17 protein-coding genes are annotated in these 19,344 nt (G+C 43.7%); 5 read left to right on the plus strand and 12 right to left on the minus strand.

All coding sequences use genetic code 11. From position 1 onward, the window contains the following. Window positions 1-139 precede the first annotated feature (139 nt). Window positions 140-1,231 (plus strand): S-methyl-5-thioribose-1-phosphate isomerase, encoded by a 1,092-nt coding sequence (gene mtnA / locus DLM75_RS13515; protein WP_118969018.1) that lies wholly within the window; start codon window positions 140-142, stop codon window positions 1,229-1,231. An 86-nt stretch (window positions 1,232-1,317) separates the two neighbouring features. Here the strand turns inward: mtnA and DLM75_RS13520 are convergent, their stop codons facing one another. The 8 genes from DLM75_RS13520 to DLM75_RS13555 all read right to left on the minus strand — a co-directional run bounded on the left by DLM75_RS13520 (window position 1,318) and on the right by DLM75_RS13555 (window position 10,665). Further along, window positions 1,318-2,556, minus strand: a complete 1,239-nt coding sequence (locus DLM75_RS13520; protein ID WP_118969019.1) for an SMP-30/gluconolactonase/LRE family protein — start codon at window positions 2,554-2,556, stop codon at window positions 1,318-1,320. Continuing rightward, window positions 2,553-3,440, minus strand: coding sequence for a M24 family metallopeptidase (locus DLM75_RS13525; protein WP_118969020.1), 888 nt, complete (start codon window positions 3,438-3,440; stop codon window positions 2,553-2,555). Before DLM75_RS13525 ends, DLM75_RS13520 begins: the two co-directional genes overlap by 4 nt. Before the next feature lie 96 nt (window positions 3,441-3,536). Beyond that, window positions 3,537-4,322 (minus strand): helix-turn-helix transcriptional regulator, encoded by a 786-nt coding sequence (locus DLM75_RS13530; protein WP_429945468.1) that lies wholly within the window; start codon window positions 4,320-4,322, stop codon window positions 3,537-3,539. A 305-nt stretch (window positions 4,323-4,627) separates the two neighbouring features. Further along, window positions 4,628-5,902, minus strand: a complete 1,275-nt coding sequence (locus DLM75_RS13535; RefSeq protein ID WP_118969021.1) for an SMP-30/gluconolactonase/LRE family protein — start codon at window positions 5,900-5,902, stop codon at window positions 4,628-4,630. 92 nt (window positions 5,903-5,994) lie between these two features. After that, window positions 5,995-7,491 (minus strand): FapA family protein, encoded by a 1,497-nt coding sequence (locus tag DLM75_RS13540; protein WP_118969022.1) that lies wholly within the window; start codon window positions 7,489-7,491, stop codon window positions 5,995-5,997. Window positions 7,492-7,790: 299 nt separating this feature from the next. Beyond that, a complete protein-coding gene (locus DLM75_RS13545; protein ID WP_118969023.1) occupies window positions 7,791-8,831 on the minus strand; it encodes an alpha/beta hydrolase family protein in 1,041 nt (346 codons plus the stop codon). Window positions 8,832-9,034: 203 nt separating this feature from the next. Then, entirely contained in the window at window positions 9,035-9,547 is a 513-nt protein-coding gene (locus tag DLM75_RS13550) for a chemotaxis protein CheX (protein WP_118969024.1), read from the minus strand. After that, window positions 9,538-10,665 (minus strand): hypothetical protein, encoded by a 1,128-nt coding sequence (locus DLM75_RS13555; RefSeq protein ID WP_118969025.1) that lies wholly within the window; start codon window positions 10,663-10,665, stop codon window positions 9,538-9,540. The genes DLM75_RS13550 and DLM75_RS13555 overlap by 10 nt, the downstream gene beginning before the upstream one ends. Before the next feature lie 59 nt (window positions 10,666-10,724). On the opposite strand from DLM75_RS13555, the gene DLM75_RS13560 reads away from it, so the two are divergent. Both DLM75_RS13560 and lpdA read left to right on the plus strand, forming a co-directional pair. Continuing rightward, a complete protein-coding gene (locus DLM75_RS13560) occupies window positions 10,725-11,468 on the plus strand; it encodes a class I SAM-dependent DNA methyltransferase (RefSeq protein ID WP_069607759.1) in 744 nt (247 codons plus the stop codon). A 692-nt stretch (window positions 11,469-12,160) separates the two neighbouring features. Further along, window positions 12,161-13,579: a dihydrolipoyl dehydrogenase gene (gene lpdA, locus DLM75_RS13570; protein WP_118969027.1), complete on the plus strand. Its 1,419-nt coding sequence runs from the start codon at window positions 12,161-12,163 to the stop codon at window positions 13,577-13,579. Here the strand turns inward: lpdA and perRB are convergent. Then, window positions 13,569-14,012 carry a peroxide-responsive transcriptional repressor PerRB gene (gene perRB / locus DLM75_RS13575; RefSeq protein WP_118969028.1) on the minus strand — a complete coding sequence of 148 codons (444 nt, stop codon included), beginning with the start codon at window positions 14,010-14,012 and terminating at the stop codon, window positions 13,569-13,571. The two genes, lpdA and perRB, sit on opposite strands and share 11 nt — an antisense overlap. Window positions 14,013-14,256: 244 nt before the next feature. On the opposite strand from perRB, the gene DLM75_RS13580 reads away from it, so the two are divergent. Further along, a complete protein-coding gene (locus DLM75_RS13580; protein ID WP_118969029.1) occupies window positions 14,257-15,729 on the plus strand; it encodes a sodium:proton antiporter in 1,473 nt (490 codons plus the stop codon). A gap of 489 nt (window positions 15,730-16,218) precedes the next feature. On the opposite strand, the gene DLM75_RS13585 is transcribed toward DLM75_RS13580, so the two are convergent. The 3 genes from DLM75_RS13585 to DLM75_RS13595 all read right to left on the minus strand — a co-directional run bounded on the left by DLM75_RS13585 (window position 16,219) and on the right by DLM75_RS13595 (window position 18,789). Further along, window positions 16,219-16,872, minus strand: coding sequence for an HAD family hydrolase (locus DLM75_RS13585; RefSeq protein ID WP_118969030.1), 654 nt, complete (start codon window positions 16,870-16,872; stop codon window positions 16,219-16,221). Between the two features lie 223 nt (window positions 16,873-17,095). Continuing rightward, the gene (locus DLM75_RS13590; protein ID WP_118969031.1) at window positions 17,096-18,094 is read right to left on the minus strand and encodes a hypothetical protein; all 999 of its coding nucleotides are present in this window, start codon (window positions 18,092-18,094) and stop codon (window positions 17,096-17,098) included. An 80-nt stretch (window positions 18,095-18,174) separates the two neighbouring features. Continuing rightward, entirely contained in the window at window positions 18,175-18,789 is a 615-nt protein-coding gene (locus tag DLM75_RS13595; RefSeq protein ID WP_118969032.1) for a helix-turn-helix domain-containing protein, read from the minus strand. Window positions 18,790-18,912: 123 nt separating this feature from the next. Here DLM75_RS13595 and DLM75_RS13600 point away from each other — a divergent pair, with 123 nt between their 5' ends. Then, window positions 18,913-19,329 carry an SRPBCC family protein gene (locus tag DLM75_RS13600; protein ID WP_118969033.1) on the plus strand — a complete coding sequence of 139 codons (417 nt, stop codon included), beginning with the start codon at window positions 18,913-18,915 and terminating at the stop codon, window positions 19,327-19,329. Window positions 19,330-19,344: the final 15 nt, after the last annotated feature.

Raw genomic sequence — 19,344 nt, forward strand, 5'->3', positions numbered from 1 at the left:
GTCAGAGAGTCAAGCAGGCAAAGCCGGGGCAAAAATTCACCCCGGGTTTCCCCATTCTCCGGGAGAAGGAGAATGATTTTCAATCACTCTTTTTAAATCGAAAAAAAGACCCTCATCCTTTATAGCTGGGAACAAAAAAATGCAAGAATCAGGATTAAAACCAATTCTTTGGAAAGAAGGGACCCTCACCCTTTTGGATCAGAGAGTTCTTCCCGGCACCACCTCCTTTTTGATCGCAAAAACCATGGAAGATTGTATTTTTGCAATTCGAGAAATGGTGGTTCGAGGAGCACCTGCAATCGCGATCACAGGAGCGTTCGGAATCACTCTCTATCTCAACGGACTTTCTCAGAAACCTTCCCTTTCCGAACTCAAAAAAAAACTCGGCGAACTCTTAGAATCCAGACCGACCGCTGTCAATCTCCGACTCGCGATTGAAGAATTTTTAGCTCACTTTCCGGAAACGGAATATTCTCGTTTTCCATTGGAAGACTTACAAAGAGGAGCCGAGAAGTTCGCCCTTTTTATGCTCGAAGAAGATTTGAACAACAACCTCGCTCTCTCCAAAAACGCTCTCGCCCTTTTTCCAAAAACTCCCTCGACTTTGAATATCATCACCCATTGTAACACGGGGGCTCTTGCGACCGCAGGACACGGGACTGCGTTAGGTGTTATACGGTCATTGAGAGACGCGGGACATTCACTCACGGTGTACGCGGATGAAACCAGACCTTATCTTCAAGGAGCGAGACTCACTGCTTGGGAACTCAAAGAAGAAGGAATACCGGCCTATCTCATCACGGATAGTATGGCCGGTTGGGTGATGTCTTCGCGCAAAGTGGATGCAGTCATCGTGGGAGCCGATCGAATCGCTTCGAATGGAGATACGGCAAACAAGATCGGAACCTACCCTTTGGCAATCGTCGCCAAACACCACGGAGTTCCTTTTTACGTGGCCGCGACGGAGAAGAGTATGGATTTTAGAATTCGGGACGGATCCCAGATTCCGATCGAAATGAGAAAGGAAGAAGAAGTGACATCCTTCGGTTTTCTCAAGGACGAAAACGGAAAACCGTTCCTAAATGAAGGAATCATCGCACCGAAAGGAATGCCCGCTCTCAATCCGTCTTTCGACGTAACGCCCGCTTCCTTAATCACAGGAATGATCACCGAAAGAGGAATCATATCTCCGGTTACGGAAGAGAATCTAAAAAAATTGTTTTCTTCTTAAAAGCACAACTTCGAACAAATCAGCGCTCCTTAAAAAAAGATTTCCGCAATCCCTTTTTTAGGAGTTCGCTTCGTTTCGAAAACGACTCATTCACCTAACGAAAATTTGTCGATCGGAAGCGAATACAATCCCCTCGACTTCTTGTCAAACGTGGGAAAATAAACCCGATCCTGAAAAGGAACCGCAACCGATATATCGTTGATCTTAGAACCGTCGTGCATCGAATAGTAGAGCGCTCTTTTTCCGTCGACATTCAAAACGAGGATTCCCGTTTTTTTGGAAATGGGAAGAATTCCCTGAGGAAGAGATAAGAGAAACGGTTTTAGCCAGGGATTTTTGTGAACGAAATCGACAAGTCCCGATCTTCGCTTAATCATTCCCACCCAGATGTTTCCTTTCACGTCTCGTTCCAATCCGTCCGCCAAACCGGGTAAATTTTCAAAAAGAATCTCGAACGTTCCTTCGTTCTTACCGGATACAAAAGCTCTTAGAATTCGAAACCGAGTGGTCTCTGTAATGACCACGGATTCTTCCCCTTTTGTTTTTCCTTCTTCCAATAGAATTCCATCCACAAAGGTAAAGCCGTTTAACAGCAAAGAGACGGATGTTCGCTTTCGATCCAGCATCCAGAGTTTACCGTGCGGAAAGAGTCCGATCGCTTCGGGTACCGCTCCGCTTCCCATCGCCGCGTTTTCTCTTTCAAACGGTTCGCTGATATAAATCCGATCTCCGTCCTTGGAAACCGCCAGATCGTTACAAAGGGAAAAGGGCCTGCTGTTGGACGCGTTTAAATCTTTTAAGAAAACCGTGGGTCTTTCGGCTAACGTATAAACTTTTTGGAATTCTTCTGTGTCCGTCTTGGGCAAATCTAAGAGCAAAGGAGTTGTTACTTTACGTTCAATATCGATTTCATACAGGCCGACTCTATCTTTCGGTTCGTAGGATTCTCCTCCCAAACGGGAAGCGCAAACGAGAATTTTATTTTTCTCTCCGTTCGAGAACTGCATTCCCGCTGGATTGACAGGGGGACGTACCCATCGGGAAGCCTTTCCCGTTTTTTCGTCGAGTTTCCAAATCCAGCCATCCATACCGGAAGCGTAGCCAATTCTTCTTTGTGAATCGAAAATCAGATCGTCGTGTCCGGGAAGTTCTTCCATTTCAATTTTAAGACCGTTTAAAAATGGATCTTCCTTTGATTCTATTTCCGAAATTTGAGAAGGAACTTCTCCTAAGACAACGCCTTCTCCGATCTTTATTTTCCCGGGATTACAACCGAATCCGAAAATTAAAATCGGAACCATTAGAATAGTATGATTTACTTTCATTTCAATACCTCCGATTTTCTTTCCCTCTTTACGTGTGGAACGTCTTCGTCCAACCAATACGCGGTATCTTTTTCAACAACGAGGATTTCCTCGAATTTAAAGCCGACCTTTCCTCTGCCAAGGTGTGGTTCTATTGCCCAAAGGCCAGTCTTATCTCCTTCGTGATCCGGCGTGAGGAGTTCCGGCAATATCTTATGCGAAAGAAATTCAAAGGATCCTTGTAAACTAAACCAACTTGCAAAACTGATCGGCAACAACGGAAAGGAAACTTCAGGAAGACGAATTTTATAAACTCTATGGCCTAAGACCGCGAACGGATACAAAGAATGAACGTTATCAAATCCTCTTTCTTTCGCATCCCGATCAATCTTCCACCAAATCTCGGAAGCGCTCATCGAAGAAGCAAAGTATTTCGGAATATTTTTTCGAAGTTCTAAAAGATATTCCATTCCTAATTCCAATTCCGGATTCGGTTTCAAAGAAGAAGAATAGCCGATATCGCCTATATATCCGTCGACGACGGGAGACACGTCCAAGATAAACGATTCGTCCGACGTTAGACGCTTCTTTCCGGGATGAAACTGGGTAAAACGTTTATAACCGTCAAATCGAGCGTGTTCTCCGAACCACGCAAAAGGACGATGAAGAAAAACTCGAACCCCGTGGTCTTTTAGAAATTCCTCCATCCTCTTTGCGGTTTGAATCTCCGTCCAACCTTCCCGCATTTCCTTTTCAATCTCTGTCACACACCGATACGCCAGTTTTTGCGCGTTTCTAAAACCCTCTTTTTCGTCTTCGCTCGGAGTTTTGATCGATTCGGAATGGAATCTGGAAAGTTTAGAGGAAAGTTTCGATACGAATCCCGTTCTTGTTTGCACTGGCATAGTTTGTTCCCTACTCGAGATACGGAAAATACTAACAGAAAGGAAAAGCTTTGAATTGAATGATTCCGGTGTGAATGAAATTTTTCGAAAAGAAGATCAATCCGGCTCGCAGAATCGAACCTCAATCGACTTGAGATGTCCGAAAAATAGAGAAGGAACAAAGCCGAAATTCTCCTTAAAGGTTCTTGTAAAGTGAGCAGAATCGGAAAAACCCGCGGCGTGCGCCGCTTCGGTCAAATTTTTTCCTTCCTTTAGAAGTTTCACAGTACTAAGTATTCGGACCCAAAGCAAATAACGTCGGAGAGGAATTCCAAGATTCTCCTTAAAAAGACGAATCAAACGATCCTCGGAGATGGAAAAATCTTTACCGATCTCCTTCATCCGAATACTATCCGGAAGTTCGGTACGGATCTTATATGCAATTTTTCGAATTCTTTCGTCTATGTTTTTTTCCAATCTTCGAAAGGGAAACACAGATTGTAACAGATCCAGATGTAAATCCCAGGCTTCTTCATTGTTTAGAATTCCGTTGTATAGATCTCGTAACCTTTCCATCAGCGGAAGAAACGCTTCGATATCGAGAGGTTTTACCTCTCCCGTTTTTATGAAATCGGAAATGGATCCGTATTCGTATGTTTCGGGATCGATCAATAAGGCGATCATCTCCACACCGGGTGAAACCGTTCGGTGATACGTATTCGGACCGACCAAGGCAACGCGGTATTCTTCTTTCCCGTGTTCGGTCTCGATCCGAATCGGTCTCTCCAGGGTGATCGCTAACGTCGCGGCGTAGTGAACGTGAAAATCCGTCTGCATTGCGTTTGTCGCATACATCACCCTACTATTCCAGAGATAAAGAATATCCTTGTGAAACGAGTCCATTTACTTCGACTTCCGATCCCAAAGCAGAATCTCTTCCCGAAATTCAGGATTACCAGATCGAAGTTCGATTTTCGGATTCGAAACTCTGACCAGACTGTGAATGTCGGTTATTAAAATCGATTCTTTGCCCATTCGGAAGAATGATTCTTCCACTCAATGGAACAGGATCAAGAGAAAAACGGATGCTTCCTACGTTGATATCTTTTTCTCATCTTTGTATTTTCCGAACCTTTCGGTTTTCTCTTCATTGAATGAGGATATGTCCCCGTTCTTCCTGTTGTATCATCCGTCTCGGTCTCGGAACTTTAGATCGGATAAGGAATCACATTCAATCCCTTATAATCTTTTTCGTAAACGGAAAGATAGACGCGATCTATCCCGGGAACGACGACGATCAGAGTCGAAAACCGGGAACCGTCGTGCACGGCGTAATACAAAGGATTTTTACCGTCCTTTGATAACACAAGCAGAGCCGTTTTCCTTGAGACCGGTTGGAGTCTTTCGGGTATATACAAGACTACGTTTTTCCAAAAAGGATGATTGTGTAACCAGGTGATCAGCTTGGATCTTTCGACCGCCAATGCGATCCAGATTCTTCCTTGCGGATCACGGTCCATGCCGTCCGGAAAACCGGGCAACCCCTCGATTACAATTTCATCCTCGCCTGATCGATCACCTATCAAATGCAAACGAAGTAGGCGAAATTTGGAAAGTTCGTTCACCAAGATGGACGTTTCTTTTGTTTCTCGGGCAGAATATTCCAACAAGATTCCGTCCAAATAAGCGTAGTTATGCGCTACCAGACTTGCGGCTTCCTTTTTCAAATCGATCATCCAAAGATTTCCGTTTTTACCCAAGGTTAGCGCTTCGCTTCTCGATTGTGCGCTAACACCTAGGATCGCCCCCGAGTGATCGTATGGTTCGGTGAAATAGATTCTTTCTCCGTCGTTGCTGATCGCAAGATCGTCCGCTTTCTCCACCGCACGACTATTTTTTTCCGTCATTTCGGTCAAACGCAGAGTCGGTTGTTTTTCGGGAGTGTAGAATTTTCCGATGAGACTTTTCAGATTCTTTTCTACGGTTTCCGGAATTTTGGGAACACGGGTTGCAATCTTTCGGATTTGTTTATTAGAAATTCTTAATTCGTAAATTCCCGGACCGTTCGGTTCGATCGGATCGTTTTTATTTCCTCTGGAAGAACAAAAATAAATCAGGTCCGGATTTTTCGGATTTGCAACCATACCTCCCGGCAAAAGGGGCGTCTTTACAAAACGTTCCGCCAGATTCTTCTTAAGATCCACGATCCAAATAAAACCGTCCATCGAAGCGACAAAGGCTCTTCCCCGATCTTCCTGCAACAAGATCTCATCCTGAGCCGGAACGTCCGAAATCAAAGTTTGAATCCCTTTGACGCCGAGATCTTGAGAATCTTTTACTTTTTCTATTTCCGCATTGATCGGGAAATCGATCGGTTCTTGAATTTGTTTTTTAAAATGATCTTCGGGGAGATTGCAAAAGTTCCAGAACACGATTCCAAAAAGAACGGGAACGAAAAGAAAAAAGACTTTTTTACGATTCATAAACACAATCGTAACCCAAAACACCGGAGGTCGCTTGAACGAATCCGGTATTTGTCTTTTTAAAAAACTTTTTTTTAAATCGAAGTGCGGAATTATTTCTGCAGAGAAACCATCATCGCCTTATCCTGGCCGGGTTCAAAAACCATCATAAAGGCGGATTGAAACTTCGTGATCTTTTCGATCTGCCTTCGATAATGAATCACCGCGCCGGGATAGGCGCCTTTCTGAACTGCCAAACGAACCGAACCTGGATTAAATCGGGCGCCTTTGAGCGTGTCCTGTTTGAACTTGAGCATATTCAAAATTTTTAATTTCTTATTATAGTCCTCGAAAACCGCCTTAAAGGCGGCCTTCTTATCGTCGGGAAGATTCCCTCGCGAACGTTGCACCAAGTGTTTGATCTGTTGGATTTTAGGGAGAATTTTTTCCATTTCCTTTTCTCCCAATTGAATCTTACGGGTGATTTCCTCAAAGGAACGATCGTTCTTAAAATGAAAACCGAGTTCTATGTTCACGTCCAATTCCGCGCTCGAACCTAAGGAACTCAAGGAAACTCCTTCGTTTGTACGAACCTTACTCGAAACCAGGTTTCCGTTCGAACCGTTTAAGATGATGGAACCAAGAGTATCGATCGTAGAATTGAGAATCGCTCCTTCGATGATGATGTCTCCTTCCGTTTCGAGTCTTGCGTTTTCGATAAACTTCGCTTGCACCCTTCCGATCACCTGGATGATATCATCGGTCCCACCTTTGATCCCACCGTGAACGATCAAGTCTTGACCGACTTTGATCGTATTACTTTCTAAGTTTCCATAAATAACCAAGGAGCCCGAACACTGGACGACCGAGCCGGGTTCGATATCGCCTCGAACGATTACGTTCCCGTCGAATTGGATATTCCCCGTAGAAAGTCCTACGTTACCCGCAATCTGTAATTCAGGAGAAACGTTGATGGAAGATTCCGTGACGAAGATCACACCGTTGCTCGTCGCGTGATATTCCTGAAGTTCCTTTCCTTCCTCCATCACCTTTCGTTCTTCGATATGATTCCCGACGACTAACTTGGGGCGTTTGATCGCGGGAGGGGGAATGATGTTTCCGAAGACGTCGAATCCCGGAATCCCCGGAGTTCCTTCAAACTTGGTCGCGAGTTTTTCTCCGATCTTTACGTTGATATATCGATCGATGTTTCTAAAATCCGCTCTACCATCTTCGAGTAATTTGACACGTTTCGCCATCGGATGATAAAAACGAACCCAACCGTTTTCACCCGGCGTAGGCGGCACACCTTTCGCGACTTCCACCTTGATCGGAGTAAAATCATTCTTCTTACCGGCTTCGTCCAATAGAGTAAGAATTCTCCGAATTTCATCAGTTAACATTCTTTCTCGATGAATTCCCCACTCCATGATAATGCTCCAAAGTTTATCCTTGGAAACGGGTTCCCCTTTGAGGTTATACGGTCTTACGGTGAGAACCGCGGAAAGTTGATCCGGAGAAATCGCAATGCTGATTGCAGATTCCACCGAAATGGGTGAAATTTGAGATTCAGGAGTAGGTGTGTTCATAGGCTCGTCGTTCGCATTCATATTATTTCAATCTTTGATCCGAAGATCAAGGTTCATCTCTCTCTAATCTCGGCTTAGGGAGAAGGAACTTAAATGTAGTATATAAAGTTCCCTTGAATTGAAACTTTTTTTTACTTATATCGGGCTGAAATCATAAATAAAAAGAAGCTCTCAATTAGAGCAACAAACCATATCCTCTTTTCTTCCAGAAATCATAACACCTTTCTCGAACATTGCGAGTAAGTATTCATATAATCGGTGCAAGAATCGGAAACGGATTTGGCCGCGTATAGGACGAGACGGGATAGAATAATCCACGACTAAATTTGATTATGTGCTAAAAAAAGATAACTTCCCCAAAATTCCGCCATGGGAAGAATCTCCGTCAAACGCGAGTAAAACGGAAGATGATCTCCGTGAGTTAAGAGACTGGTTTCTAAAAAGACGGCCGGGTAGGATTGATTGTTCCGAAGTAGTTCGAGAAGATCCTTGGATTCCTGCGGAGAAATCACGGGATCGTCGTCCCCATGGAGTAAGAAGCAGGGTTTGATACAACGATTTGCAAAAAAGGCGGGAGAGGTCTCTTCAATAAACGAATCGGGAACTTGAGACTTCAACTGTTTCGAAGCGCTGATTCGAAACTCAGGATTCTCCAGAAAGTCTTTTACGAACCTCTTATCTTCTTCTTTCATGGATCGCAAAATTTTAGGTCCTTTCGCAAAATCACCTTCCCTAGAAAGTCCGTTATCCAGAGCCGATTCGAAAAAGTATTCCTTCAAGAGTTCGACATCGGAGCGGATCAGATGAACGTAATTGAACATCATAACGTTGACCGCATAACTTTCCTTTTCGTAATTCTTAAGAATATAAGAGAAAGTTTGTCCGAAGTTCGCGTAGGAACCGATCAAAAGGATCGAAGAAAGAATCTTCTGACATTCCGAATTTGCTAATGCGACAAAGCCCATTCCGGCGGAAAAACTCGCGGAAAGATAGGAAACGGGTCTTTTTTCCAAGGAATGAATTTGTAAGAATGCGGATCGGATGTTGGAAACGGTTTCGGCCGTCATGATCAAAGATTTCACTTCCGGGAGTTCGGGAAGATATACTCGAAACCCTCGATTAGCGAGATTGGTTCCGAGCGCAAGAATTCTAGGATCGTCGATCCCCCGCGCACTCATCCCGTGTTGAAGGTAAATGATCGGCGCGGAAGTATTGTTTTCTTTTTCTAAAACCTTGGTTCGTAGAGAAATCGAATTCGGAAGGGGCAGAGAAATTTCCGTTATGCGCGCTTCCTTGGGAGTTTTGAGACCGGAATAATCGAGTAAGAACGGAAGTCCTTTCCAGCGGTGTGAAGAATTCATTCCAAAGTAAGGTTTAAGGCGCGGTAAAAATCTCTACAAAAATTTTTGACCGAAATATGATTTTTTTTAGGTTCCTTTGAACGTAGAGGAATTATCAGAAGAATCGAATACAAACCTCTCGTTTCGAATCAGAATCGGGTCTTGCAAACAAAGGAATCTAAATCCGAATTCGTAGAAAGAAAGGATCGCAGATTTCGAACCGTCTAAAACTTTTTCATAAGAAGAATGAGATAGATTCTTCCTAAATACTGCTTTTCACGCGCGTCCTTTAGAAAATAGATCAGAATGTATTGACGATAGGTTTCGAGATCGATCGGAACGAGTTTGTGGTTGAGAATCTCCGGAGGAAGAAGATCGGTTTCAAATCTTCCGAGTCTCATCTCCGAAATCAGAGCGCCGCAGATCTGATTTGCAAATTCCATAAGAATCGAAGGAGCATCGGCTCTCACCGTTGGATCGATATGGAAGGATCTCGCGATCAGAGGAAGTAATTTCAGTTTCGTATATCCGTCCATCGCAAGAAACAATTTGCCTTCGATCTCCCCTTTGAATTCCACCATCGTACAATTCTCATAACAAAGACCTTCGTTTTTGGATGGACCGAAGGCTTCTCTCATCGCGGCGACGTTTAAGGTCTTATCCAGATATTCCGGAAAGATCTGCGAAATCGTAAGAATGAATTTTTCGTCGAGTAAGGGATCGATACTCACAGACAAATATACCTATTCGGTCCCTGTTCGATCGAAAGTCCAAGTGCCTTTCTCGCATTGGCGACCCATTCTTCCCTACTTTCTTCCAAGATGGAGACTCCAAGATTGAGACCGACCGGGTGACTTTCCTTTTGTAAGGATTCGATCAGTTCCCGAAGATTTTTACTGAATACTTCCCATTCTTCCGGAGACAAAAAGAACGCGACCCGATCCTGACGGATTCTATAATAACGAACCGGTTTACGAAGAATTTTCGAAGTCCAGAGGGACATCCATTTTAGAATATAAGGAAACGAAGACTCAGAGGTGATACTTGCAAATATTAGGATATTCTCATCCACTCGAATTTTGTCGACTTCGAACGCGTGGATATTTCCAAAACCGGTTTCCGGATCCGAGGATTCGAACTGAATCGATACTTGTTCCTCGTATTCTTCCTTCCAGGATTGAAATTCCCTCGGATTCAAAAGTTTCCAATCGTTGGTAGCAAGTTTTAGATATCCGAAAGGAAGGATTCCGGTGGAAAGAGGAATGAATGCAGATTCTTCCTGAAAACCCACCCTTCCTTGAAGGATTTCCTTCAAAGTTTTTTCGGATGGAGTCCATTCTTCCGCGGATTCGGGAAGATGAAACAACCTTCCTCGTTTTGATGCCAGAAGGAGGGAAACGTTCCCGCTCAGAAAATAGAGCTCCGCGTTTTGAATCTTGGATCCAAGCTGTTCCAAAAATTTCTGATGAGCAAGAATCAGCTCCGGATGAGAAGGCACCTCTCTTTTCCAAGTGATCTGCGTTCTGTTTTGTCGAAAAGAATTTTCATTCGGTCTTACAGAATGGTTGGGCCATTGTTCGGATGAAACCGGATTCTCCCTTTCTGATTTTATTTCCGGAAGATTCAAAGTTGCGTTTTTGTTTTCAGAAAATTCTTCTTTCCTCTTTTCTCTTACCGGTTTGTGAACACTTTCTTTGAGAACCAGACCGAAAAGGAATAAAAGCGAAATCGAAATTCCTCCCAAAATCAAGGTATCCCCGGTTAAGAATTCCTGAGTAAAACCGATCTGCTTGGTTTGTGCGAATAGGGATCGATTAAAAAAAACGAAAATGATTCCGAAATATTGGATTTTCATAAGCTGAGTGCCGTTAATATAGTTAACGGGCAGATTCCGATACCTCTGAACCAATTTTTATGAAGTTGTACAACGAACTCGCAGAATTCTACTTTGATATCGAAAAACCGGCCCGCAAGATCGATTCCGAAGCCAAGTTCTTGGATCGTCTTTTCCGCAAACACAGAATCATGACGATTCTGGATATGGGTTGTGGAACGGGAGAACACGTTCGTTATTTCCAATCCCTCGGTTATAGACCGAAAGGAATCGATTCTTCCTCGCGTATGATCGACGTCGCGAAAAAAAGATATTCTCATTGTAAGTTCGACGTCGCCCCGATGCAGAAATATCAATCCGGTTTTCTTTTGGATTGTGTCATCAGTCTTTTCGGTTCGTTTAACTATCTCTTAACGAACGAAGAGATCGACTCGACTCTCAAACTCATCGAACAAAATTTGAAACCCGCCGGTCTTGCAATTTTGGAAGTCTGGAACGCGGAACCTCTCAGGGCGATCAAAAGAAAACCGATCACTCCGGTCGCTCAGATCAAATCTCAAAACGCAACGATCCAAAGAAACAGGGGCTTTCGTCTGGTCAGGGCCGATACCTCCACAATGGTGGAAGTCAATTATATCTACCAGATCAACACTCGTGAAATCAGAGATAAACACGTTATGCGTGTTTTCTATCTTCCCGAAATCGAAAAGATGATCCTCAGACATAAATTCGAAATCATGCACGTCTACTCGGGTTTTAACGAAACCAAATTTAAGAATTCCGCCGGAAGAATGATTCTCGTTTTAAAACGAAAAAGTGCGTAGCGTCTTTTTCTTTTTCGATCCTACCAGAATCGATCGTCCTTCTTTCTTTTCGTCTCAAAACCCTTTTTCTTTTTTGAGTCTGAGCCATAAAATAGAAACGAAACATGGTAAGAATTCTGACAGGAACGAATTCATTCGTCTTCCGTGAGAATTTTTCTTCGATTGCAGAAGGAAACGTTCACACAAATTCCGGTTTTGCATTTTAGTTTTACTGATTCCACCGAAGCGGAAATACGAAACTCGAAGACAAAAATTTTCCTCTTTGCAAAACTTTCAAAAATACGAAGAAAAAAATTCTTTCGCTCCTACTTTTGGCCGAACAACTGAGTTCGCTTCTTTTCGCTCCAGTTTTACGGAAAGAATTTTAAATTCGGTCCTGGCGCAGTTTGTTAAAAGTAAGAGAGAAATCGCAAAGGCAATTCTTAAGATCGAGAGTGTTTTTCGTTTTTTTGGATCGTGACTTGTTTTCAATCGGTTCTCCCGTTTTGATCTCGTATCGGATTCCAATGGAACAACAAGTCGAGATCCGAGGTTGAACATTGTTTTTATCTTTTCGCGAAAAGGAAATCTTCCGAGTTCCCTCAAAAAAAAGGGAACTCTTTCTGGTCGAAAATGCAGAAGAGGATTCGATTCCTTCAAAAAGTCCTTGCCCAACGTAAAGAAAGACTCATCTATTAGCTCGGGAGAATTTTATGCCAGAATCCTACGATCTCACCGTCATCGGCGCCGGGCCCGGCGGTTATGTTTCTGCCATTCGAGGCGCTCAATTGGGAATGAACGTTTGCGTCATCGAAAAAGATAGACCCGGCGGAATCTGTCTGAACTGGGGTTGTATTCCCACCAAGGCTCTTTTGGAATCGGCTCATCTTTTGGAAAAAATCCATTCCGCAAAAGAATTCGGGATCGACCTAAACGACGCAAAACCCGATTTTCCAAAAATCATTCAACGCTCCAGAGAGGTCGCCGATCAGATGGCTTCGGGTGTGGAATTTCTTTTAAATAAGAATAAGATCACACGTAAAAAAGGTTCCGCCGTATTCAAAGATTCGAATACGATCTGGCTTCCCGATACTTCCAAAGAAGAAATCGTTTCCAAATACTTTATCATCGCGACCGGCGCACGCGCCCGCGAACTTCCGGGCCTTCCTTTCGACGGAAAGACGGTCTTATCCTCCCGAAGCGCGATGGTGCTCGAAAAAATTCCCGAGTCCCTTTTAATCGTCGGAGCCGGTGCGATCGGAGTGGAGTTCGCCGACTTTTACGCGGCGATGGGAACCAAAATCACGTTAGTCGAAATGCTGGACCAGATTCTTCCCGTGGAGGATAAAGAGGTTTCGACATTCTTAGAAAAGTCCTTTGTAAAAAGAGGCATCCGCGTTTTGACGGGAGTGAGTGTTTCGAATCCGGAACTAAAAGACGGAAAGGTCAAGGTTCTTCTCAAAGGAAAAAATCTTCCGGAAACCGGAGAAATCTTAGGGGCTGAAAAGATTCTCGTTTCGATCGGTCTTGTTCCTAACACCGATTCGATGAACTTAGAAGAGATCGGAGTTTTTTTACAAAGAGGTTTTGTAAAAACGGATACAAAATACAAAACGAGCGTTCCTCATATCTACGCGATCGGAGACTGCAATGGGCCACCTCTTCTCGCGCACGTCGCTTCGATGGAAGGAATCAAGGCCGCGGAAGCGATTTCGATCCACGCAGGAAACCCGCATAACCTAAGTTATACGCCCATCGACTACAATGCGATCCCCGGTTGTACGTATTGTCATCCCGAAGTCGCTTCGATCGGTTTTACCGAACAAAAGGCGATCGATCTCGGTCATTCCATTCGAGTGGGAAAGTTTCCGTTTATCGGAAACGGCCGCGCTCGAGCGATGGGAGACGCCGGCGGTTTTACAAAGGTAATCGTGGATAAAAATTCGGGAGAAATCTTAGGCGCACATCTGATCGGCCCCGGTGTGACGGAACTTCTTCCTGCGGTCGCTCTCGGAATCACTCAGGAATTGACCGCAAAGGAAATCGCTTCTACGATTTTTGCACATCCCACACTTTCGGAAACCGTAATGGAATCGTTCGGCGTCGCCTTGGGAGATGCGATCAATCTTTGAGTTTAGAATCTAGATTTCCGGTAAGCAAGATGTCCGTCTTGTTTACTTGAAACTGAGAGGGAAGATGAGAACTGAGAGAAAGAAGAGATGGATCGATATCGTGAAACTTTCCCGAGGCCTCGTCGAAAAAGTGATAGTGATCCACGATATTGCTGTCGTAGACCGATTTTCCCAGACAGGAGAATTTGAATTCCCTCAAAAGTCCGGCGCTTACGAGAATGTTTAACGTATTGTAGACAGTCGCCAGGCTCATCTTAAAGGAACGGCTGTCCACCCATTCTTTTACTTCTTCGGCTGTGGGGTGGTCCGCTTCGCAGAGCACATACTGGCAAATGGAAATTCTTTGCATCGTTGGCTGGATGGAGACAGACTTCAATCTCTGTTCGATCTCGGTCGGGGTCAGACAGGCTTTTTTTGTAAACAACGCTTCCATTCTTTTTGAAATCCCTTAAGGGAAGACCTTCTATCCATCTGACATCCGCAAATTCCGTTTTTGCACAATTTATTTGCGGAGCGGCTTAAGAAACCATTCTCTTTCTTGAAAAATTCTGCAATCTAAAAAAGTTCGCAAAATGGAATGCCACAAATCGGAAAAAAAAGACAAAGAGATTCTTTTTCCTTTTACTCTTGCTTCTAAATCCTGAAAATGTCTAAAAATTCTTCAGATGATACGAGCTATGAAACAAAAACTTACATCCGTCCTTCTGGCGATCCTTCTTACTCTGCCCGCAGTGGCGCTCTTGGCCGACGAACCGACTGGTGAAACACAACCTCAGGTTCAGTCTTCCGAGAATCACGATTCTTCCCATGACGAAGCGGCGACTGGCGGTCACCACGAAGTCCAAGGAGAAGACCTTCCGTATTGGAGTGTGATTCCCTTTGTTCTGATTCTTCTGAGCATCGCGCTTCTTCCGATCGTTTCTCACACGACTTCTCACTGGTGGGAAAGTAACACCAATAAGCTGATCCTTGCGTTGGCACTGGGTGCGATCTCCTTTGCGATTCTGGTTCTTCACGGTTGGTTTGGTAAGATCGTACATACACTCGTCTTCGAGTATGTTCCGTTTATCATCTTACTCGGTGCCCTTTTTTATATTTCGGGCGGAATCCGTTTGAAAGGTGATATCGAAGCGACTCCGGTGAACAACACGATCTTCCTAATCATAGGAACTTTCCTCGCCTCCTTTATCGGAACGACGGGCGCTTCCATGCTTTTGATTCGCCCGATCTTAAAGACGAACTCGGAAAGAAAATACGTAGTTCACACGGTCATCTTCTTCATCTTTCTCGTTTCGAACATTGGAGGTTCTTTGACTCCACTCGGAGATCCTCCTCTTTTCCTCGGTTATTTGATCGGTGTTCCGTTCACCTGGACGTTTAAACTTCTTCCGGAATTGCTCGTTGCGGGAATTCTTCTTCTGATCACGTATTTTATCTGGGATACGTTCGCGTATAAAAAAGAAGCCTCAAAAGATCTCAAGAAAGATCAAAAACACAAACATCCGATCAGTCTCGAAGGTCAGGTCAATTTTATCTGGCTCTTGGGAGTTGTGTTGTCCGTTGCGTTTATCAATCAGAACTACATTCCTGAAATTGCGGAGAATCCCTATCTCGCTTTTATCAGAGAAGCGGTTCTGATCGGATTGATCGTTGCATCCAAACTCACGACGAGAGGTCACGTAAGAGAACACAACAAGTTCACGCTACATCCGATTCAGGAAGTCGCGTATCTTTTTATCGGGATTTTCATTACGATGATTCCGGCTCTGATTCTTTTGGAACATCACGGAAAAGATTTGGGTGTTACGGAAACTTGGCAATTCTTCTGGGTAACGGGTTTGTTCTCCGGGGTTCTTGACAACGCACCGACGTATCTCACGTTCTTATCCTTAGCGAAAGGAACCTTGGGGATGACGGACGTGGCTCAGATTTTAGCAGACCCGCACGCGGAGAGTATTTTGAAATCGATTTCCGTGGGAGCCGTGTTTATGGGAGCTCTGACTTATATCGGGAATGCGCCTAACTTCATGGTAAAATCCGTTGCGGAAGAAAACAACGTAAAGATGCCGAGTTTCGGAGGATACGTTCTGTATTCCTTTTCGATTCTGATTCCAACGTTTATTCTTCTCACGTTTATCTTCTTCCGTTAAATAAGTTTTTTCTCGATGCCCCTCTCTTTTTGGGAGGGGTGTTGCAGGAGTTCCTACACGGGAATTTTTTCTTGCAAAATTAGAATTTTGTGATATAGGAAAGTTTCCGGAATTTTTCCCGCCCCCCACCCCTCCACCCAAGATTTGGGTGGGGCTCGCGACTTTTATGGAGCATTGTCGTAGCTCCGATGGTTTTTTTAGGGCCCCTTCGACCTCGGGGCAAGGTTTTGCGTTTTCGAGAGTGGTTTCGTAGGAGTTCCTACAGAGAATCAAAAAGAGAATTCTCCTTGCAAGCATTCGGTTTTTCTGATAAAGAAAAGTCACCTTGAAATTTTTCCGCCCCCCACCCCTCCACCCAAGATTTGGGTGGGGCGCGCGACTTTCACGACCAAGTCTGTAGGAGTTCCTACAAATTAAATTCCCGCAAAAAAAGATTGTCTTCGCTCTTTAAGTCCGTTTTCCGAAAAATTTATGGCAAATTCCTCACTTTCAAAAAGTGGAAGATTCGATCCAGTGTTCCAACTCCAAGAACGAAGAAACAAATTCCAAATTTTCGTTTTGAAAAAGTTTTGCAGAATGTTCTTCGTGAGCCATCCCTAAAAATCGCAAGCCCGCGCCGGTCGAAGCGACCGCATCCCCGATCGTATCTCCGACATAGAGAATCTCAGAAGAATCTAATTTTCTCTTTCGCGCTTCTTCTATAATCGGAAGAAACACATTCGGATCGGGCTTGTGGATGATTGTATCTTCCGCCGTTTGAATCGCGAAAAAAGAATTCTTCGAAAACGAAAAACCTTCGATTTCTTTCAAAACTCTTCTTCCGCTGGAAGAGGAAAGAATTCCAAAAAGAAAATGCGAGTTGTATTTTTGTAAGAAGTCCTCGGCGCCCGGAAACGTAAGATTCGGATCTCTTTCGCAAAAAGAATGATACTCTTCCCAGAGCGACTCCAGATCTTCGGCATGTTTTTTGTAGATTCTCCTTAAAAATTCATCTCCCGGCAGACCCCATGCCTCGTCGATTTGCACATCCGTCAAATCGAATTGAAACTTTTCTTTCGCGAGATTTTTCAAGGTCCGATAACGAATTTTTCTCGTCTGCACGAGAGTATCATCGTAATCAAAAAGAATGGCTTTGAGTTTCATTCTTCCAATTTATTTTTTACTCATTCTTTGCACATACGAAACGGCAAATTCTATATTAAAATAATATGATTCTTTTTTTTTCAAATGAGAATCATATCTTCCGAAAAGAACTTGAAATCGGACTTCAAGTCCGTTCCGAGCAAGCTTACGGCGAAAGTTTCCATGGATAAAATCATGTCCGAAAAATCATTTCTTCCGTGAAGGATCGAACAAAATGAACTTTTCATTTTTTTGATTCGTCCGCAGGAAGAAAAATCACCGAATCGATCTTCTTTCCCTTTTCCGAGTCAATATAATTGATCTCAATCTTTCTCTCCGATGCGGGTTTGTATAAAATCAAAGCGGATATCATATCATAGACGGTCAGTGAATAATCCACGGCCGTGACCACGGCTTGGAAGACGAGAAATCTGGATTTCGTAACGGGTTTGACTTCTCTTTCTTTTCCAGCGGCCATCCATTTGTAGATTCTTGTGGAACGATTCACCTCTTTCAAATGATCCAAATCCAATTTTACTTCGGGAAGAACTGCCTCGGTCTGACGAAAAGAAACCTTCACAGGAATCTTTTTTTCGCCCGATTCTCTTAGCGCTTGCGAGAGTTGCAAGTCGAACGTGTCGTCGTCGAGATATTCGATCTCGTTACAATTCGAAAAAACCGTATCACAAATATCTCCGTATTTTCGGTGAACAAAGTAGACGAGAAATATATTCAACGTTTCGGGATGATACAAAACCTTCGCGTGATAATCGGAAGTCCTTCTATAATAAATCTTTCGATACACTCTCTTAAAAACGTCCCAACCGACGAGACCGAGATCCTTTAAAAAGGGAGGTTCGGGAAGTTGAAACGATCGAATCGCGATATGGAGTCTTTCGATCGCAACCTTCCCGTCCCTTTTGGAAATCTCCTCCAGAACCGTACGAATATCATCCAAATCCGAAGAATCGATTTTGCGAGCAGAGCCGGAAGTATCGATTAGAATCTTCCCCGCATTCTCGGACATCAATTGAGAGATTTTCGACTTCACACCTTCCGCGAGAATGTCTTCGAGTTTCAGGGAAATACAATCGTTCGGGTGACAGGAAATTTGTTCCTCATAGACTGCATCTACATTCGGCAAAGAATTCGGAAAACTCTCCGCATCTAGGAAGGATTGGAAGAAGAGAAAAATAAGAAGTACGAAAAGAAAAATGGCCCTGGAAGGAAATGAATAACGCATTCTTTTGTTTGTCCTAAAAGGAATTATCCGGAGAATTCTCCTTCTCAGACAAAGAATGGAAAGATCTTTTTTTTAAGAAATCAGTTGATTTCGTCTCTGTAATCCATCACCAAATACATCAGCGTTTCCTGATCCGTTGGATTGGAATACTCATGAGGAATATCGGCTCTAAAAAAAACGGAGTCTTTTGGTTCGAGTTCTACGACTTTCTCTCCAACTCGGAGACGAAGTTTTCCGGAAACGACTACGATGTTTTCGGTGGTTCCGGATTGATGCGATTCGGCGACTTCGATTCCACCCGGCTTTAGAATGAGTTCGTAGAATTCGGTTTTCCGATTTCCATTATAAGGAAAAAGAGCCCGACTGGAAAAAACCTTCGAACTGGAAAACAAAACCTTTGTGTTTTCCGCCTTCATCACGATCACACCTTCGGTGCCTTTTTCTTTCAGAAGTTCACTAAACGGAACATTCAGACCATTCGCAATTTTCCAAAGAACGGAAATTGTAGGAACACTCTTCCCTTGTTCGATTTGGGAAAGCATCGCTCTACTGACTCCACAACGAGAGGCCAGCTTATCTAAGGAAAATCCTTTTGTATGGCGGATGAGTTTTAGATTTTCTTTGACGACTTCCGTGATGTGTTCGCTGGAGGGAAGGTCTTTCCCTGCTTCCAATTCTTCCGTTGCTGGGTTCATTTCTTTATTTTTGTCTAATATAGCAGAAATCTGTCAATCCAAAACTCCACGCTGGAAAAAAATAGACTTGTTTTAATAATCGCGATTATAATAATTTTATTTATAATTAATTTGAGGCAAACGATGAAACGGATTCAACACGAAGAAATTACGAAAGCAAGTCCGACCCAACTTTGGAAAATCTATCAGGACGTTTCCAATTGGAAAACCTGGGATCATGAAATCGAAGAATCCTTTTTAAAAGGGGATTTCAAAGTCGGAAGTAAGGGAATGCTCAAACCGAAAGGCGGACCAAAAACTTGGTTTCGTTTGATGGAAGTCAGAGATCAAGAACTCTTTTCCGATCTCACCCATCTTCCGCTCTGCAAACTCGAATTCAGACACGAGTTAATTCCTACCAATTCCGGAACCAAGTTTGTACATACGGTTACCTTTTCGGGTCCGCTTTCCTTCTTGTTTTCCAGAGTGATCGGGAATAAGATTCGGGAAGAATTACCGGGTGCAATGAAGTATCTCGCAAGACTCGCCGAAGCCGCGTAATGCGGTTTTCGGTTT

It is taken from the genome of Leptospira stimsonii, from assembly GCF_003545885.1.
GTDB classification, from domain to species: Bacteria; Spirochaetota; Leptospiria; order Leptospirales; family Leptospiraceae; genus Leptospira; species Leptospira stimsonii.

What these genes read in the sequence shown, in the direction of transcription:
- DLM75_RS13545 (WP_118969023.1), bottom strand. Translation starts at nt 8,831, where the DNA reads ATGAATTCTTCACACCGCTGGAAAGGACTTCCGTTCTTACTCGATTAT.
- DLM75_RS13525 (WP_118969020.1), bottom strand. Translation starts at nt 3,440, where the DNA reads ATGCCAGTGCAAACAAGAACGGGATTCGTATCGAAACTTTCCTCTAAA.
- DLM75_RS13600 (WP_118969033.1), top strand. Translation starts at nt 18,913, where the DNA reads ATGAAACGGATTCAACACGAAGAAATTACGAAAGCAAGTCCGACCCAA.
- DLM75_RS13540 (WP_118969022.1), bottom strand. Translation starts at nt 7,491, where the DNA reads ATGAATGCGAACGACGAGCCTATGAACACACCTACTCCTGAATCTCAA.
- DLM75_RS13590 (WP_118969031.1), bottom strand. Translation starts at nt 18,094, where the DNA reads ATGCGTTATTCATTTCCTTCCAGGGCCATTTTTCTTTTCGTACTTCTT.
- DLM75_RS13535 (WP_118969021.1), bottom strand. Translation starts at nt 5,902, where the DNA reads ATGAATCGTAAAAAAGTCTTTTTTCTTTTCGTTCCCGTTCTTTTTGGA.
- lpdA (WP_118969027.1), top strand. Translation starts at nt 12,161, where the DNA reads ATGCCAGAATCCTACGATCTCACCGTCATCGGCGCCGGGCCCGGCGGT.
- DLM75_RS13560 (WP_069607759.1), top strand. Translation starts at nt 10,725, where the DNA reads ATGAAGTTGTACAACGAACTCGCAGAATTCTACTTTGATATCGAAAAA.
- DLM75_RS13530 (WP_429945468.1), bottom strand. Translation starts at nt 4,322, where the DNA reads ATGGACTCGTTTCACAAGGATATTCTTTATCTCTGGAATAGTAGGGTG.
- DLM75_RS13580 (WP_118969029.1), top strand. Translation starts at nt 14,257, where the DNA reads ATGAAACAAAAACTTACATCCGTCCTTCTGGCGATCCTTCTTACTCTG.
- perRB (WP_118969028.1), bottom strand. Translation starts at nt 14,012, where the DNA reads ATGGAAGCGTTGTTTACAAAAAAAGCCTGTCTGACCCCGACCGAGATC.
- DLM75_RS13555 (WP_118969025.1), bottom strand. Translation starts at nt 10,665, where the DNA reads ATGAAAATCCAATATTTCGGAATCATTTTCGTTTTTTTTAATCGATCC.
- DLM75_RS13520 (WP_118969019.1), bottom strand. Translation starts at nt 2,556, where the DNA reads ATGAAAGTAAATCATACTATTCTAATGGTTCCGATTTTAATTTTCGGA.
- DLM75_RS13585 (WP_118969030.1), bottom strand. Translation starts at nt 16,872, where the DNA reads ATGAAACTCAAAGCCATTCTTTTTGATTACGATGATACTCTCGTGCAG.
- mtnA (WP_118969018.1), top strand. Translation starts at nt 140, where the DNA reads ATGCAAGAATCAGGATTAAAACCAATTCTTTGGAAAGAAGGGACCCTC.
- DLM75_RS13595 (WP_118969032.1), bottom strand. Translation starts at nt 18,789, where the DNA reads ATGAACCCAGCAACGGAAGAATTGGAAGCAGGGAAAGACCTTCCCTCC.